Annotated in this window: 21 protein-coding genes and 1 pseudogene; all 22 read left to right on the top strand. The window is 37.1% G+C overall.

Annotated elements, in window-relative coordinates:
* The first annotated feature begins 3 nt into the window (after positions 1 to 3).
* Entirely contained in the window at positions 4 to 147 is a 144-nt protein-coding gene (locus STRUR_RS11610; RefSeq protein ID WP_006738771.1) for a BOW99_gp33 family protein, read from the top strand.
* Between the two features lie 133 nt (positions 148 to 280).
* Positions 281 to 475, top strand: coding sequence for a hypothetical protein (locus STRUR_RS10210; protein WP_006740003.1), 195 nt, complete (start codon positions 281 to 283; stop codon positions 473 to 475).
* Complete coding sequence (locus STRUR_RS10205; protein ID WP_006739284.1) at positions 459 to 941, top strand: siphovirus Gp157 family protein; 483 nt, start codon at positions 459 to 461, stop codon at positions 939 to 941. The genes STRUR_RS10210 and STRUR_RS10205 overlap by 17 nt, the downstream gene beginning before the upstream one ends.
* A complete protein-coding gene (locus tag STRUR_RS10200; RefSeq protein ID WP_040832839.1) occupies positions 938 to 1,405 on the top strand; it encodes a hypothetical protein in 468 nt (155 codons plus the stop codon). Before STRUR_RS10205 ends, STRUR_RS10200 begins: the two co-directional genes overlap by 4 nt.
* The gene (locus STRUR_RS10195; protein ID WP_040832837.1) at positions 1,368 to 2,549 is read left to right on the top strand and encodes a DEAD/DEAH box helicase family protein; all 1,182 of its coding nucleotides are present in this window, start codon (positions 1,368 to 1,370) and stop codon (positions 2,547 to 2,549) included. Before STRUR_RS10200 ends, STRUR_RS10195 begins: the two co-directional genes overlap by 38 nt.
* Positions 2,550 to 2,560: 11 nt before the next feature.
* Positions 2,561 to 2,884: a hypothetical protein gene (locus tag STRUR_RS10190; RefSeq protein ID WP_006739734.1), complete on the top strand. Its 324-nt coding sequence runs from the start codon at positions 2,561 to 2,563 to the stop codon at positions 2,882 to 2,884.
* A 10-nt stretch (positions 2,885 to 2,894) separates the two neighbouring features.
* Positions 2,895 to 3,602, top strand: a complete 708-nt coding sequence (locus STRUR_RS10185) for an ERF family protein (protein ID WP_006740313.1) — start codon at positions 2,895 to 2,897, stop codon at positions 3,600 to 3,602.
* An 81-nt stretch (positions 3,603 to 3,683) separates the two neighbouring features.
* Positions 3,684 to 3,998 (top strand): annotated as a pseudogene (ssb, locus tag STRUR_RS10180) (single-stranded DNA-binding protein); the annotation flags it as partial.
* An 85-nt stretch (positions 3,999 to 4,083) separates the two neighbouring features.
* Positions 4,084 to 4,908, top strand: coding sequence for a bifunctional DNA primase/polymerase (locus STRUR_RS10175; protein ID WP_006739075.1), 825 nt, complete (start codon positions 4,084 to 4,086; stop codon positions 4,906 to 4,908).
* On the top strand, positions 4,892 to 6,286 hold the full coding sequence (locus STRUR_RS10170; protein ID WP_006739553.1) for a virulence-associated E family protein: 1,395 nt from the start codon (positions 4,892 to 4,894) through the stop codon (positions 6,284 to 6,286). The genes STRUR_RS10175 and STRUR_RS10170 overlap by 17 nt, the downstream gene beginning before the upstream one ends.
* Before the next feature lie 361 nt (positions 6,287 to 6,647).
* Positions 6,648 to 6,800: a DUF7204 family protein gene (locus tag STRUR_RS11775; protein ID WP_006739597.1), complete on the top strand. Its 153-nt coding sequence runs from the start codon at positions 6,648 to 6,650 to the stop codon at positions 6,798 to 6,800.
* Positions 6,797 to 7,027 carry a hypothetical protein gene (locus STRUR_RS10165; RefSeq protein ID WP_006740041.1) on the top strand — a complete coding sequence of 77 codons (231 nt, stop codon included), beginning with the start codon at positions 6,797 to 6,799 and terminating at the stop codon, positions 7,025 to 7,027. The genes STRUR_RS11775 and STRUR_RS10165 overlap by 4 nt, the downstream gene beginning before the upstream one ends.
* Before the next feature lie 11 nt (positions 7,028 to 7,038).
* Positions 7,039 to 7,230: a mitochondrial pyruvate carrier family protein gene (locus tag STRUR_RS10160; protein ID WP_006739436.1), complete on the top strand. Its 192-nt coding sequence runs from the start codon at positions 7,039 to 7,041 to the stop codon at positions 7,228 to 7,230.
* Positions 7,231 to 7,334: 104 nt separating this feature from the next.
* Complete coding sequence (locus STRUR_RS10155) at positions 7,335 to 7,796, top strand: DUF1492 domain-containing protein (protein ID WP_006739917.1); 462 nt, start codon at positions 7,335 to 7,337, stop codon at positions 7,794 to 7,796.
* An 81-nt stretch (positions 7,797 to 7,877) separates the two neighbouring features.
* Entirely contained in the window at positions 7,878 to 8,378 is a 501-nt protein-coding gene (locus STRUR_RS10150; protein ID WP_006739977.1) for a terminase small subunit, read from the top strand.
* Positions 8,347 to 9,645: a PBSX family phage terminase large subunit gene (locus STRUR_RS10145; protein WP_006738411.1), complete on the top strand. Its 1,299-nt coding sequence runs from the start codon at positions 8,347 to 8,349 to the stop codon at positions 9,643 to 9,645. Before STRUR_RS10150 ends, STRUR_RS10145 begins: the two co-directional genes overlap by 32 nt.
* 11 nt (positions 9,646 to 9,656) lie before the next feature.
* On the top strand, positions 9,657 to 11,168 hold the full coding sequence (locus tag STRUR_RS10140) for a phage portal protein (protein WP_320153872.1): 1,512 nt from the start codon (positions 9,657 to 9,659) through the stop codon (positions 11,166 to 11,168).
* A 4-nt stretch (positions 11,169 to 11,172) separates the two neighbouring features.
* Positions 11,173 to 12,894, top strand: coding sequence for a phage minor capsid protein (locus tag STRUR_RS10135; RefSeq protein ID WP_006738951.1), 1,722 nt, complete (start codon positions 11,173 to 11,175; stop codon positions 12,892 to 12,894).
* Positions 12,891 to 13,073: a hypothetical protein gene (locus STRUR_RS10130; RefSeq protein ID WP_006739687.1), complete on the top strand. Its 183-nt coding sequence runs from the start codon at positions 12,891 to 12,893 to the stop codon at positions 13,071 to 13,073. Before STRUR_RS10135 ends, STRUR_RS10130 begins: the two co-directional genes overlap by 4 nt.
* 43 nt (positions 13,074 to 13,116) lie before the next feature.
* A complete protein-coding gene (locus STRUR_RS10125) occupies positions 13,117 to 13,389 on the top strand; it encodes a hypothetical protein (protein ID WP_006740156.1) in 273 nt (90 codons plus the stop codon).
* Between the two features lie 167 nt (positions 13,390 to 13,556).
* Positions 13,557 to 14,135 carry a phage scaffolding protein gene (locus STRUR_RS10120; protein WP_006739341.1) on the top strand — a complete coding sequence of 193 codons (579 nt, stop codon included), beginning with the start codon at positions 13,557 to 13,559 and terminating at the stop codon, positions 14,133 to 14,135.
* 20 nt (positions 14,136 to 14,155) lie between these two features.
* Positions 14,156 to 14,980: a phage major capsid protein gene (locus STRUR_RS10115; protein ID WP_006739785.1), complete on the top strand. Its 825-nt coding sequence runs from the start codon at positions 14,156 to 14,158 to the stop codon at positions 14,978 to 14,980.

Below are 14,980 nucleotides of genomic sequence, written 5' to 3'. Positions count from 1 at the left end.
ACCATGAAAAGAAAAAACAAGCAATGGGACCCGGTTATTGTTGTGCTAAATGAAAAAGGAGAAGTTGTTGATCCAGATGAATTAGTTATACCGATGGGGCATTCATTCTATAATACATTGCAAATAATTCAAGGAGCAGCATCATGATTAAACTACTAAAAAAACTAATCTTCGCAAAGGAAGAACCTAAACATGAATCAAAATGGACTATTGAACACAATGGATGGAGAGCTAATGCGAAACAATACGACGAATTTATAGCTCGCATGAGAGGTGTGAAATGAACGACAAAAAAAGTAATCAATTAGTCGAACACGTTTATTTACTTAGTGCTAAAGCGAACTTATTAGACATCCTAATGGAAACAGGATTTATTAAGCAATCACATATTGAGTACAGTCTCAAAGAATTAGATCAAATAGACCGTGACTTATTAAATAAAGAATGGAGTGATGAAGATGGCAAAACTACATGAAATTGTCGGTGAATTTCTTAATATCTACGAAATGGATATTGATGATGAAACTAAGAAAGATACACTTGATGCTATCGATTGGACAGAAGACTTTAATAATAAAGTTGAGGGATATGCATCAGTAATTGAAATGGTTGAAGCTGAAGCAAAAATGTTTGAAGAAGCTGAAAAGAAATTTAAAGCTAAAAAAGACGCTGCTAAGAAAAAGGCGCAATGGCTTAAAGATAATGTTTTTGATGCAATGAAAATGACTAATCAAGAAGAAGTCAAAAGCGGGTTATTCACACTTAAAATTCAAAAAAATCCTGAATCAGTAAAGGTTGATGAAGATCTTCTTCCTAAAAAATACTTTGCTAAAAAGATTGACTTAAAACCTGATAAGACTTTATTAAAGGAAATACTTAAATCAGGTAAGAAAGTCAAAGGCGCAGAGTTAATCAGAACTGAAAAATTGGTGATCAAATGAGAATACTCGCAATTGACCCGTCATCTAACGAAGTGGTTAATAGTACAACAGGGGTTGTATTACTAGATAACGCCCAGTTGGTTAACTATTGGATAATTCCATATGGCGCAGAGAATTTCAAGTCTTGGTTTAAAGAAATTGGAAAAGTTATTCAATACGATGTTGTTGTTTGTGAAAAGTTTGAAGTCAGAGAAAATGATCATTCAAGAGACAATTCTGTAGTCAAAACAATAGCAGCAATTGAACTTTGTTATCCTGATGTAATATTACAAAGAAATGCTGGCTATAAATCAGACATACCGGATGACTTGTTAAAAAAGCTTGGTCTATGGACATTTGATAAAAGTCACCATCAGGATGTAAGAGCTGCTGCTCGAATGGGATTATTTTACGCACAGCGAAATGATATTGAGGAGGTAATCATAGATATTGGCAAGGCTACAATTGAGGGAATGGCAGTCTAAGGCTGTTGAAAAGAGTAGGGGGAGTTGCCCTGGTATATTCCTAGAAGCACTTGGTGGTAGAGGAAAGACAATATGTGCCTTGTCGATTGCTAAAGACAAAGGTGCTAAAAAGATCCTGATTGTCAATAACAGACTTAATATCTTGAAAGGATGGATTCAGACTCTTCCAATATTAGAGTTTGATAAAGATGTTGAAGTGACAACTATCACTGACAAAAAGCTACAAAACTTAATATCTGCAGGTGAAATGATTAGCTGTGATGTCCTTATATTGGATGAATGGCAAAATATTTCAAGTGAGTCAAACTACAAAGCTTATAAAAAAGTAAAACGTAATTACACAATAGGTCTATCAGCAACACCTATCCGTAAGAAGGGGCAAAACTTTTATCCACTTGAAAAAACAGTATTTGGTAAAGCAGAACCAAATAATAAGTTTGATTGGCAAAAGCAACATGGAAAAATGACATATGATCGTTATTCTTATTCAAAAGAAAAATGGATAGATTTCCGAGATTATGAGTCCTATGTGTCGAAACTTCCTAATTTCATGAGGTGGGAAACCATTGAAGAAATTGAGGGAGCTGAAGAAAATAATGGTTTTGAAATCAATATTGAACCAGTTTGGCTAATGCCTGCAAATCCTAAAGAGCTTAAAATGCTTAATACATTTAATATTGTTGGCAAGAATGGAAAATTTGCAATGTCAAAACAATCTTTCGGTAAGAAGACTTTTGAAAGGTATCTTTCTCAAACAGGATTTGAAGTTGATTTTCCAAAGATCAAGGCAGTAAATGTTGATAGTCCAATGCTTTTAAAAATTGATGAATACCTGGATAAAAAAGATAAAACATTGATAGTTAGCAAATCAAAACAAATTGTTGAAGTTATCCATGAGAGGCATCCTGAGATAGGTATATGGACTGGTCAGAAAAAGGAAGATTTTGAAAAAACTAACATTGTGGCCACTGCTCAAGTTTTAGGTGTTGGAGTTGATGGGCTTCAACATAGGTTTGAAACAATTATCGTATTAGATCCATCTAATGCTAATGATGGTGACTATGATGACTACCGCCAACTTTTGTGGCGGATAACAGGAAGTCGTCAACAACATGATGTTCATGTTATAGAATTTTATTTTTAGGAGAAAACAAAATGAAACAGACAAATGAATTTATCGTCTTACGTGAAAACCAACGTGGTTATTTTTTATCAAAATTTGGAAATAAAGAGGGAGTTTTATCTATTGATGGTACCTATGTTAATGAGTTAAATTGTGCGCTATTTATTCCATATGAAAATTACTTGAATAACAAGAAACGAATTAAAAATTTAGCAAAATTACTTGATTGTGAAATCATCAAAGTAAACGCTGAATATACTTTGACACATCCAAATGGTAGTGAAGTTGAAGTAATTAAAGAAGTTTCTGTTATCGATAGAATTCATGATGTTCTATCATCAATAAATAGACAATAAGGGGACTAATATGGCAGAAAGTAAAGAATCTGGAATCTTTATTGTTCTGAGGTGTATTCAGGCAGAATTAGTTGCTCCAAAGGGACAATATAATTCATTTGGAAAATATAACTACCGAAGCGCCGAAGATATCTTGGAAGCAGTAAAACCATTGCTTATTAAGTATGATGCATCACTGATTATGACTGATAAAATTGTTCAAATTGGTGAACGGTATTATGTTGAAGCTACTGCAACACTTTATGCACTAGGAGAATGTATTATGAACCAAGCATATGCAAGGGAAGATGATACTAAAAAGGGTATGGATGGCAGTCAGATTACAGGTGCAGCATCTAGTTATGCAAGGAAGTATGCGTTAAATGGTTTACTAGCAATTGATGACAATAAGGATGCTGATACAAATGAGTATCACAATCAAAATAATAATCAGAATAAGCAGACAAAAGTACCTAATCAGAAACCAGCTCAACAAAATCAACAGCAAAGCAAACCACAACAAAATAGCAAACAGAAGTTTATTACAACAAATCAAGCTAAACAAATTAGAGCGGAAATTAAAGCTATTGCTGAAGCGACAGGTGGACCAGTTATCACAGTTGGTAAGTGGTATATTGGCCAACTTGGTGTTCCAAAGATAGAACAGATACCTGTAGAGCGCCTAAAAGAAGCCCAGGATTTAATTGCAGAAACTAAGAAAAAGAAAGGTATTGAATAATGACAGAATTATTTAAAGAAATTGGAATGGCTGTTATCTGGCTATTAATTGGATTTTTAGTTGGTGAAAGGAGTAAAGAAAATGATAAATAATGTAGTGTTAGTTGGTCGAATGACTAAAGATGCTGAACTGAGATATACACCTAATCAAGTAGCTACAGCTACTTTCACACTTGCTGTTAATCGTACATTCAAAAGTCAAAACGGCGAACGTGAAGCAGATTTTATTAATTGTGTTATCTGGCGCCAACCTGCTGAAAATTTAGCAAACTGGGCGAAAAAAGGTGCTTTAATCGGTATTACAGGTCGCATTCAGACTCGTAACTATGAAAATCAACAAGGTCAACGTGTCTATGTGACTGAAGTAGTTGCAGATAATTTCAAAATGCTGGAAAGTCGTAACCAAAATAATAATGACCCGTTCGATAATAGTAATCCAGCTGATATTTCTGATGATGATATGCCATTTTAAGGAGTAAGTTATGGGGATGAAAGAATACGCTTTGGGGTATCAAGCAAAGGGCTTTTCTGTAATCCCGATTAGTCCTATAAGTAAAAAACCAATGATCAAATTTGCAGATAAGCCTGCAATGACTGCTGAAGAAATCAATCAGTTCTGGACAGATAATCCAACTGCGAATATTGCACTGAAAACTGATAAATTCTTTGTTATCGATATCGACGTGCATGGTAAAGACAACGGGTATGAAAGTCTAGCTAAATGGGAGAATCTAAACTTGATTACTCCAACATTGCAGGCAATAACAGCAAGCGGTGGAAAACATATATTTTACTTTAAGCATCAAGATATCAGTATGACACAAATGATTGCATTTCTTCCAGGAGTCGATATAAAAGCTCATCCAAACAATTATGTCCTGGTTGCTCCATCAAAAACAAAAAAAGGTGTTTATCGATGGGACAAAGAAAAATCCAGAGCTGGTGGAACCATGGTTACTGCAAGTCGTGCACTAGTTATGGCTATAAAACAAGAGTATCTGAAAAAGTCGAAAAAAAGTGAATTAGATGATATCAGATATCAAAATTACAGTTCTGGAAAAAGGAATAGGACAACTGAACTATTTGAAATGATTGTACTTGGATTTGGGGACCAAGGAAGTCGAAATGATACATTAGCAAAATTTGTAGGCAGTCTACTAAGTAGAGGTGTTGAAGCTGAATATGTGATGCAGCTATCAGAGCTTGCAAATAATAACTCAACGGATCCATTAAGTGATATTGAATTAAAAAGAACAGTCGAGAGTATGATTAGTAAAGATATGAGAGGAGGTGGCCGTCATTGGTGATGTTGTGAATATCACAGTTAAACAATTTTCTAGACGTAAGAAGAAAGTTTTGGATGAAAATGGTGATCAGATAGAAATTGAATCAATTATTGCAGATAGTCCTAGAAACGTTCTTTTGGCCATGAAGAGTGATAGCAGATTAAATGATTTTTTGAGGCACAATGAATTTACTGGTGAGCATGAAATTGTTGCTGATGTCAAATTGGATGCTATAAAACTTAAAAAAGGCCAGTTGCCATCCGCCTTTGAATCATATCTTAGTGTTTATTTAGAAAATCACTTTAAGGTTGTTTTCAAAGCAGGTGCTTTGAGAGATGGAATTGAGGCATTCTTTGCAGAGAAGACTTATAATCCAGTCCAAGAATACATGGAAACAGCTTTTGAGTCTTGGGACCATAAAGAGAGATTGGCTCAAGTGTTTCAAACATGGTTAGGTGCTGAAGATAGTGTCTATGTAAGGCAAATAGCCATTATGTTTTTTGTAGGCGCAGTGAGTAAAGTCTTTAATCCATTCATTAAGTTTGACTACACGTTGGATTTGGTCGGTGGCCAAGGTGCAGGTAAGACCACTTTTCTGCAAAAGATTGCAGGCGAGTGGTATACAGATTCAGCCAAGGATTTCATGGATAAAGACAATTATGAAATTATGTTGAAATCATTAATTGTCAATGATGACGAGATGGTTGCATCGAGAAAAACAACATTTGATGAACTAAAAGCATTTGTTACAAAAACAGATTTGACTTTCCGCAGATCATACGGTCGGAGGGCTGAAAAATATCCAAAAAATTTCGTGATAGCAAGGACCAGCAATAAGATAGAGTATTTAGGTGATAAAACAGGTGAGAGACGTTTTTTACCGATATTAGTCGATGCTGACAATCAGTTCGTAAAACCATTCGATATGACTGATCAAGATGTGATGCAGCTTTGGGGAGAGGCTGTAGCAATATATAAAAGAGGTTATACTTTAACATTTGATGATGATTTTGAAGAAGAGCTTGCTGTTTATAAAGAAAGATTTACATATAAAGATGAAGCAGAATCACAAATCTACGAATATCTTGATATGCTAGTTCCTGAAGAATGGGATAACTTTACAATTGTTCAGCAGCATCAATATACTTTCTCTTACTTCAATGGCGGAACATATCGTGATGAAATCGGAAATAAGTATGAAGGTATCAATCTGCAGTCTTATGTGTCATCAAAACAAATTTTAAAAAATGTGTTCGATGTTGATGTTGCGAGGGGCGATAAATTGGCCAGGAAGATTAAGCTGATAATGGACAATCATTCTGATTGGGAGTACAAAATAAGAAAAGTAAATAATAGGTCAACAAGAGCTTACTTTAGAAAAAATACACAAAATGAATGATGTAGACATAATGTGTATTGATGTAGATATAATTGATAAAAGTCTACACAAGTCTACATAAAGTCTACAGTTTGATGTAGACGTTGGTGAAAGTCAGTTATATCAATGGTTTAAGGCGTATTTTATTAACAATTTCTAAAAAAGTGGTGTAGACGCGCTAAAGCCTTGATATTACTGGTTTTATAAGCTGTTAGCAACTAAGGTTACATCATTTTATAAATATTTAAGTAAGTAAAAATAGCAAGTGATATAAACGTTGATATAACGCTATTCTTATTTTTTATAAAAATTTTTTTGAAAAAGTGGTGTAACCATGTAACCATTAAAAATATACATTCAAAATGTATAAAAAGGAGAGTAAATGAGTTATAAAATTTTAGTTTATTTCGACAATATGCTGGATGAAATTCATGAGTTTAATTCAGAAAAAGAAGCTTCTAAATGTCATGATCAATTAAGAAGAAAATATCAAGGTCAACGACTTTATAAAGTAAAAAAGGAGTTAGTCTCATGAAAACTTTAACAGTTTCTATAACATTAGATGCATTCGAAGCTAGTGAGGCACAAGCGGCTATCTTAGCTAGAAGAAAATATGACATGGTATTAATCAACAAATCTGATGGGAAACCTTATCGTTCTACTAATTTTAGATTGATTAATCGTAGGCATGACAAATTGCTTGATCATGTTACTTACATATTTGAAGTAGATTGCCATGAGGTACAATACTTAGTTATTTAGAAAGGATTGAAATGAGAAAAAATATTATTGCTTTTAGTATAGTATTTATTGTTTTTGCTGCTGGTATCTACACTGGTTATCGTTTCGCAAGTAATGAGTATAGACAACAAATAACAGGATTGCAAAAGCAAATTGATAGGTGTCATGAAGAACTAGCTAAGAAAACAGCTAGAATTGCAGAAACAACTGGTAATGGAGGTTGATAAGAAACATACCAGATTTTCCTAAGATACTAAAAAAGCCAGCAATAGCTGACTCCCTGGTTAATATTTTCGTTACTAATATTATATCATAAGGGAGATAGAGAGTGAATAGAGCCAAAGAATTACTTGATGAGCTGCAAAACCTAGATTTAGATATTCAAAGTCGTATAGATGAAATCAATGAACTTGAGGCTGGACTACTCTCAAGTCCTAAGTGGAATACGGACAAAGTCAAAGGCGGTCCAGCTAGACAAGTTGATGATGTCTATACTCAGCTTATTGTGATGAAAGAAGCGATAGAGCAAGATACCAATGAAGTTATTAACAGGAAACTTGAACTTGGTAGATTGATTAACAAGCTGAAAAATCCGAAGCATAGGACTATCTTGAGAATGACCTACATCAACAAGATGTACGTTGATGACATCTGTGACAGCATGGGTGGCATGAGTTCTCCTACTTACTACCGTTTAAAGAAACAGGCAGTAAAGGAACTTGATGTTATACTTTCAGAATTGATAGTAAATGATAGTAACGGTACAGGCATGAAGTCTAAAATCTGCTAGAATGATAGTATCAAGAAATAAGGGTAAGGCACCTATGAAGTGTCTTACCTTTTCTTTTGTCAGAAAGGAGGTAGTCCATGAGTGGATAAATTAACCCCAAAACAAGAATTGTTTGTCCAAGGGATAATCTCAGGGCTATCTCAAAGACAGGCGTATAGAAAGGCGTATCCATCATCTAAAAAATGGCTAGACAGTAGCGTTGACACTAAGGCTGCTGTCCTCTTGCAAAATGTAAAGGTTTTGTCAAGGTATAGAGAACTACTAAAACAGTTCTCAAACATGTCTTTATGGTCACGAGAACAGGCTTTTAATGAGTATGAATGGCTAAAGAATAAGGCTAGAGCTAGCATTGAACAAGATGGCGTTAGACAAGCAAACTCTAACGCCTTTCTTTCAGCATTAGACGGCATGAATAATATGGCGTTTCATGATTTAGAGCTTGCTGACGAGAAATTAAGACTTGAAATTGACAACCTCAAGGCACAGTTAGGCTCTGATGATGAAAATGACACGGTCATTACTGGATTTACATTTGATAGGAGTGAGTACAATGGCGATACTGAACCTAGCAAAGCTGATTAATCCAGTATTTGATGAAGTCCTATATACTCTCAAGAGCCATATAGTGTTAAAGGGTGGGCGTGCCTCTACTAAGTCCTCTGTGGTATCCATTGACCTAGTAAATGACTTTATTAGTGACCCTCTAGGTAATGTGGTAGTTCTACGGAAAGTTGGTAAGTACCTGAGAATGTCTGTTTATGAGCAGATAAGATGGGCCATCTATGAAATGGGACTAGCAAATCAGTTCAAATTTGGTAAGTCACCGCTACAGATTACCCACAAAAAGACAGGTACAGCCTTTTACTTTTATGGTGTAGATGACCCAATGAAACTCAAATCACAGAAGATAGCAAAGGGCTATGTTATGTCTGTTTGGTTTGAGGAATTAGCAGAGTTTGCAGGGCGTGAGGACATTGACATAGTTGAGGATACTTTTATCCGTCAAGAGTTGCCAAATGGCAAACAGGTCAAGGTTTATTTCACTTACAACCCACCTAGAAATCCCTACGACTGGATAAATGAATGGGTAGCTGAGAAAGCTAGTGACCCAACCTACATGATACATCACAGCACCTATCTTGACGACAAGCTAGGTTTTTTGTCTAGGCAGATGAAAGAGAAGATAGAAAGATACAAGGAAACTGATCCTGACTATTACCGTTGGATGTATCTAGGAGAAGTCATAGGGCTTGGTAATCATGTTTATAACATGAGCTATTTTAAGCCACTTGAGAGCCTCCCTGAGGACGATAGGCTTATCGGTATATCATTTGCCCTAGATACTGGACACCAGCAGTCAGCGACAGCCTGTGGAGCTTATGGATTGACTGCCAAGGGGAATGTTATTTTGCTTGATACGTTCTACTATTCTCCAGCTGGCAAGACAATCAAGAAAGCACCTAGTGAGTTGTCTGTGATGATACATGACTTTATTGACAAGGTCATGAAACAGTACAGAGTGCCAAAGCTCAAGATGACTATTGATAGTGCTGAGGGTGCTTTGAGAAATCAATACTTTAAGGACTATGGCGAACGTTGGCACCCAGTAGCCAAAAAGAAAAACCAGACTATGATTGACATGGTTATCAGCTTGCTAGCAGAGGGGCGCTTTTACTACCTTGACATTCCTGCTAATAAGGTGTTTGTCGAGGAGCACAAGATGTACCGCTATGATGACAAGACTATTAACTCTGATGATCCTAAAGTTATCAAGGAAGATGACCACACGGTAGATGAGTTCAAGTATTTTGTCTTAGACAATGCTAGGGAGCTAGATTTGAAAGCCTAAAGGAGCTAACAATGGGAATAGTACAGACTATCAAGAATTTCTTTACAAGGAGCAAGTATGTGATGACCACACAAAACTTAACAAACATTACTGACCACCCTAAAATAGCAGTCTCAGTTGCTGAGTATGACCGTATCAGGGAAAACCTCAAATACTATGCTGGTCGTTATCCACAGATTGAGTATAAAGATAGCAACGGCACAAAACAAAAGCGAGATTTTAACCATTTACCAATAGGCAGAACAGCATCTAAGAAGATTGCAAGCCTGGTATTTAACGAACAGGCTGAAATCAAGGTAGATGATGAAAGAGCTAATGAGTTTATCCAGAAACAACTACAAAATGATCGCTTTATTAAGAATTTTGAACGCTACCTAGAGAGCTGTTTAGCTCTTGGAGGACTTGCCATGAGGCCATATGTTGACAATGACAAGGTAAGGATAGCATTTATTCAAGCTCCCGTCTTTTTGCCTCTCCAGTCAAATACCCAAGATGTTTCTAGTGCTGCTATTGTTACTAAAACAATCAAATCAGAAGGTAATAAGCACAAGTGTTACACGCTAATTGAATTGCACGAATGGGTAAAAGATGACAGGTACACTGTGACAAATGAGCTCTACAAGTCTGATAATCAGAACATTGTAGGAGCTAGAGTACCTTTGTCAGAACTCTATGAGGACTTGGAGGAAATAGTAGACTTGAACGGTCTTAGCAGACCCTTGTTTACCTACTTAAAGACACCAGGAATGAATAACAAAGATATTAATAGTCCGCTTGGTCTATCTATCTTTGATAACGCTAAGACTACTATTGACTTCCTTAATACAACCTATGATGAGTTTATGTGGGAGGTAAAAATGGGTCAGCGTAGGGTGGCTGTTCCTACTCAGATGATTAAGACAGAGTACAATCAGGACGGTGACAAGGTCACTGTCAAGCGTGAGTTTGAAACTGGGCACAATGTCTATGAGCAGTTCGATAGTGGTGATATAGACAAGGGTATAGGTATAACAGACCTTACAACTCCTATACGCTCTGATGACTATATCAAGGCTATCAACGAGGGTCTAGCGCTTTTTGAAATGCAGATAGGGGTATCAGCTGGCATGTTTACCTTTGACGGTAAGAGTATGAAGACAGCTACTGAGATTGTCTCAGAGAACTCTGACACTTACCAAATGCGTAACAGTATCGTCAGCTTGGTTGAGCAATCCCTAAAAGAGCTGATTATCTCCATGTTAGAACTTGGGAAGGCCTATCAACTCTACAAGGGCAATATACCAGACATGGACGCTATCAGCATTAACCTTGATGACGGTGTCTTTACTGACCGAAATGCTGAGCTTGACTACTGGATTAAGGTAGTTAACGCTGGTTTTGGTACTGATGTAATGGCTATTGAGAAGGTGCTTAACGTAACGACTGAGAAAGCTAAGGAAATTAAAGCTGAAATCAGCGGTAATGCCATTGACGAGGCAAGCGGAGAGCGTAGTCCTGCTGATGTAGGAGTATATGGAGAGTGATTAGATGGCTGATGACAAGAAGAAACCAATCAAACTAAATGATGAGCAGCTTATGCTTGACGCTAGTCAGGTTGCAGACATCTATCATCAGCTTACTCTGGATCTATTTGACCAAGTTATAGACCGTATCAAAGAGCGTGGCTCTGCTAGTCTTGATGATAACCCATACATTTGGCAACTAGAGAAAATGAATGAGATGGGGCTACTCAATGAGGATAACCTCAAGCTCATTTCTGACAGCTCAGGAATTGCTGAGGAACAGCTTAGGTATGTTATCCAAAATGAGGGCTACCAAATCTACAAAGATACCAAACAGCAGCTTTTAGAGGCTACTGGTAGCGGTAGTTTTGTGGCTAACTCACTCATTCAAACAAATCTAGCAGCATATGTCAATCAGACAATTGGAGACATAAATAACCTTATCAATACCACGCTACCAAAAAGCGTGATGGGGGCTTATCAGTCTATCATTGAAGAGGCCACAGCAAAGGTTGTCACAGGTCTAGCAACATCAGACAAGGCTATTTCAGATACTGTCATGAAATGGGCTAAAAAAGGCTTTTATGGCTTTACAGATAGTCAAGGGAAGAGGTGGAAAGCTGACACCTACGCTAGGCAAGTCATTAAGTCAACTGCTTGGCGTGTTTATCGTGAGGTTAGAATGGCTCCAGCTGAGGAAATGGGTATAGACACCTTTTACTACTCAAAGAAATCTACAGCAAGAGAAATGTGCGCCCCTCTACAACATCAGATAGTCACTACTGGAGTTGCTAGAACTGAAAAAGGTGAGCGTATCCTTGCCTTATCAGATTATGGATATGGAACCGCTGGCGGTTGCTTGGGTATTAACTGTACTCATGAAATCACGCCTTTTGTTGTCGGTGCTAACTATAAGCCTGATTTGCCTGATGAGCTGAAAGACCTAACGCCTGAGCAGGCTATAGAAAATGCCAACGTACAGGCTAAACAGAGGGCCCTAGAGCGGTCTATCAGGCAGTCTAAAGAGTTCCTCCACGTAGCAGAAAAGCTAGGAGACCAAGAACTGATAGACAAGTATAAGAACAGAGTAAGGATACAACAGGGATCTATGAGAGACTATCTCAGACAGAACCCATTCCTACACCGTGATTATGCCAGAGAGAAGTACTATGATGACCCATTTACCAAGGCTAAGAAAGATATTGAGCTTAGGGCACGCCAGGAAAAAGTGACTAAGGAATATGAGCGAGCCAAGGAACTTTTAGGGGGGAGAGCACCAAAATCATTGTCAGAATTTAAGAAAATGGGGTATAATAACACTAGAGGGTACAGGCAAGTATTACTCAAGTCTGACCTGCAAGAGCAAATCAACAACGGCGAGCTATCTTTGGTTATCAATCAGGATAAGCAAAATAGACACGCCAAAGACCACAAGGCCTATGCTGATTATGTCTCAAGCAATAAGAGTAAAAACAAGCCAATACCTGGTTATATCACGGTAGACAATGATACTGTCCAGAAGATTATCAATGACAATTACCTGGACGGTACAATAGTCAAGCGTCAGAAAGGGCAGTATAGCTCTATTATCAAGATTGACACTAAGAGTGGTGTTGCATATAGTCGTTCAGACCTAGATGGAGCTTATCCAACAGAGACAGTTGAGTTTACTATCCACATTTCCAAAGCAACTACTCACCTAGTGCCAAAAATGCCAAGCGATAACAAAGAAGGAGGTACTCAATGAAATTATGGGAATATATAAATAAAACAGTCCGCCTAGTATTAGTTGATGGCACCTCTGTCATTGGAAAGGTGCTTGATTGGTATGATGGAGTTGATTTAGATGGTGATGATGAAATCGTCATAGAAGACCACTCATATCCAGAAAGTAGTATTAAGCAAATTGAAGTTATTAGCACTTAGTTAAAACTAGGTGCTTTTTTCATGCTCAAAAATAGGAGTTGTTATGAATAAACGATTAAAAAAGAAGCTAGAGCTTGAACAAACAATCAAAATTTTAAATAAAAACTACAAAGTTCTAAATAAAGAAATACTTGATATTGAAATTGTACAGTCTCGAAACGCACTAGCAACTAACAAAGAGTTTACAAGCTTACGTAAAGCATTAATTGATCAGCAAGAACTGACTCATGCACTTTCTGAAGCTCTAGCTGAGTTGCAAGACTATGTTTTGAATGATTTAACCAATAAAAGGCCGTTTTGGCAATTTTGGAAATAATTTAGAAAGGAGATTACAACCTTGAAACCGTCTGAAAACTGAAAGGAGCGTGATCTTATATCTATGTCTTGAACCGTACATTAGAACGGTTTTTTATTTTGCCCTGGATATGGCGTAAAAGTGTCTGTATCTCAGTCCCTCGTGACGTAAAACAAAGGAGTTAAGGTATGAGCCTTAAACGTGAGATGTTGGTTGACGCAGGTATAACAGATAACAGTGTGCTGGATAATATCATGCAAGCGTACGGTGCAGGTATTGAAAATGCAAAAGTACAGGCTAAGTCTGAGTTACAGGCAGAAAACGACACATTGAAACAACAGCTTGAGCAACAAACTCAAACTATTAAAGATTTGCAGGACAAAGAAGGTGCTAGTGATGAGCTGAAACAACAATTAGCTGATATCAAGAGCCAATTTGATACTTACAAATCTGATAGCGAGACGCAACTTGCTCAAATTCAAAAAACAAATGCGGTAGCTTTAGCACTTAAAGATGTTGGAGCTTACAACTCAGAAGATTTGATGAAGTTTATCGACTTAGACAAAATCGAAATAGGAGAAGATGGTAAACCTGTTTTAGAAGAAACAATCAACAACCTTAGAGAGTCAAGTCCATATCTTTTCCAAGTCCAAAACGAAACAGAACCAACACCAAAAATTACCGCAATTGGAAATCCGTCAGCAGACTCAGGATCTAACCTGAGTGAAGAAGATAAAGCCTTGTTTGCAGGCTTTGACAGTATTTAAGAGAAAGAAGGAAGTATTACATGGTAGTAAATTACGCATCTAAATTTGACACTAAAGTTGATGAGCGCTTTGCAAAAGAAGCACTTTCAACAGGAATTATCAACCAGGATTTTGATTTTACTGGTGTTGATACTGTAAAAGTGTATTCTGTGCCAACATCAAAAATGAACGATTACACAACATCAGGAGTTAATCGCTATGGTACTGCAGAAGAACTTGGTAATACAGTTCAAACTATGGTTTTAACCAAAGACCGTTCATTTACATTTACAATTGATAAGAAATCTGAACAAGATACTAATGGTGTTATGGAGGCTGGTAAGGCTCTTGCACGTCAACTGTCAGAGGTTGTTATCCCTGAGGTTGATACCTACCGCTTTGCAACAATCGTAGCAGGTGCAGCTCCTGAACATGTTAAGACAGCGGCTATTACTAAAGATGACGCTTATGAGGCTGTCCTAGATGGTCAGGTAGCTCTTACAGACGCTTTTATTCCTGTAGCTGGTCGTGTCTTGCATGTGTCTCCTAAGTTCTACAAACTTATCAAACTTGACCCAACATTTGTGAAGAACTCTGACCTTGGCCAAGAAATCACTATCAAAGGTCAAGTAGGTATGATTGACGGCTTGCCAGTTGTCTTGACACCAACATCACGCTTGCCACAAAATGTAGAGTTCGTGATTGCTCACCCAGTGGCTACTACATCTCCTGTTAAGTTGGAAGATTACAAAATCCACGACAACCCACCAGGAATTAACGGTAAACTTGTTGAGGGTCGTATCCGTTATGACGCTTTTGTTCTTGACAACAAGAAAAAAGCTATCTACGTTCACAAATCAGCATAA

This window comes from Streptococcus urinalis 2285-97, assembly GCF_000188055.2.
GTDB classification, from domain to species: domain Bacteria; phylum Bacillota; class Bacilli; order Lactobacillales; family Streptococcaceae; genus Streptococcus; species Streptococcus urinalis.
Note: the sequence above shows the minus strand (reverse complement) of the source record. Positions and strands in the feature narration are given on the sequence as shown.

What these genes read in the sequence shown, in the direction of transcription:
- STRUR_RS11610 (WP_006738771.1), top strand. Translation starts at nt 4, where the DNA reads ATGAAAAGAAAAAACAAGCAATGGGACCCGGTTATTGTTGTGCTAAAT.
- STRUR_RS10210 (WP_006740003.1), top strand. Translation starts at nt 281, where the DNA reads ATGAACGACAAAAAAAGTAATCAATTAGTCGAACACGTTTATTTACTT.
- STRUR_RS10205 (WP_006739284.1), top strand. Translation starts at nt 459, where the DNA reads ATGGCAAAACTACATGAAATTGTCGGTGAATTTCTTAATATCTACGAA.
- STRUR_RS10200 (WP_040832839.1), top strand. Translation starts at nt 938, where the DNA reads ATGAGAATACTCGCAATTGACCCGTCATCTAACGAAGTGGTTAATAGT.
- STRUR_RS10190 (WP_006739734.1), top strand. Translation starts at nt 2,561, where the DNA reads ATGAAACAGACAAATGAATTTATCGTCTTACGTGAAAACCAACGTGGT.
- STRUR_RS10185 (WP_006740313.1), top strand. Translation starts at nt 2,895, where the DNA reads ATGGCAGAAAGTAAAGAATCTGGAATCTTTATTGTTCTGAGGTGTATT.
- STRUR_RS10175 (WP_006739075.1), top strand. Translation starts at nt 4,084, where the DNA reads ATGGGGATGAAAGAATACGCTTTGGGGTATCAAGCAAAGGGCTTTTCT.
- STRUR_RS11775 (WP_006739597.1), top strand. Translation starts at nt 6,648, where the DNA reads ATGAGTTATAAAATTTTAGTTTATTTCGACAATATGCTGGATGAAATT.
- STRUR_RS10165 (WP_006740041.1), top strand. Translation starts at nt 6,797, where the DNA reads ATGAAAACTTTAACAGTTTCTATAACATTAGATGCATTCGAAGCTAGT.
- STRUR_RS10160 (WP_006739436.1), top strand. Translation starts at nt 7,039, where the DNA reads ATGAGAAAAAATATTATTGCTTTTAGTATAGTATTTATTGTTTTTGCT.
- STRUR_RS10145 (WP_006738411.1), top strand. Translation starts at nt 8,347, where the DNA reads ATGGCGATACTGAACCTAGCAAAGCTGATTAATCCAGTATTTGATGAA.
- STRUR_RS10140 (WP_320153872.1), top strand. Translation starts at nt 9,657, where the DNA reads ATGGGAATAGTACAGACTATCAAGAATTTCTTTACAAGGAGCAAGTAT.
- STRUR_RS10135 (WP_006738951.1), top strand. Translation starts at nt 11,173, where the DNA reads ATGGCTGATGACAAGAAGAAACCAATCAAACTAAATGATGAGCAGCTT.
- STRUR_RS10130 (WP_006739687.1), top strand. Translation starts at nt 12,891, where the DNA reads ATGAAATTATGGGAATATATAAATAAAACAGTCCGCCTAGTATTAGTT.
- STRUR_RS10125 (WP_006740156.1), top strand. Translation starts at nt 13,117, where the DNA reads ATGAATAAACGATTAAAAAAGAAGCTAGAGCTTGAACAAACAATCAAA.
- STRUR_RS10120 (WP_006739341.1), top strand. Translation starts at nt 13,557, where the DNA reads ATGAGCCTTAAACGTGAGATGTTGGTTGACGCAGGTATAACAGATAAC.
- STRUR_RS10115 (WP_006739785.1), top strand. Translation starts at nt 14,156, where the DNA reads ATGGTAGTAAATTACGCATCTAAATTTGACACTAAAGTTGATGAGCGC.